This is a genomic window from Pseudoalteromonas sp. GW168-MNA-CIBAN-0100, from assembly GCF_040309225.1.
GTDB lineage: Bacteria > Pseudomonadota > Gammaproteobacteria > Enterobacterales > Alteromonadaceae > Pseudoalteromonas > Pseudoalteromonas arctica.
Genome location: NZ_JBEOOL010000542.1, coordinates 1 through 273 on the forward strand (window position 1 = coordinate 1; position 273 = coordinate 273).

Consider the following 273-nt stretch of genomic DNA (forward strand, 5'->3'; position numbering starts at 1 on the left):
GTTACAAATGTTAGGCGGCATGTTGGCCACGTCACGACATAAATGCATACCAGCAGATACGGCAGTTCCGTGTTCAATTGCGCGCTCACCAATGGTGAGTTCACGGCGTGTAGGCACGTTGAATACCATTTTACGTAATGGACGACGAGTTTCGCCTTTACGGGTTTTTAATGCATCAAACGAATACAGACTATTTTGGGTGCTCTCAATGGCTTGGCGAACTTTCCAATAGGTGTCGCGGCCTTTGACATGCAGTTCAGTTAAGAAGCACAC

The 273-nt window shown here is 47.3% G+C and carries 1 protein-coding gene; it reads right to left on the reverse strand.

The features are described 5' to 3' along the window. Positions 1 to 273: M17 family peptidase N-terminal domain-containing protein (locus AAEY62_RS22340; RefSeq protein ID WP_350636597.1), on the reverse strand; the 273-nt coding region annotated here is incomplete at both ends.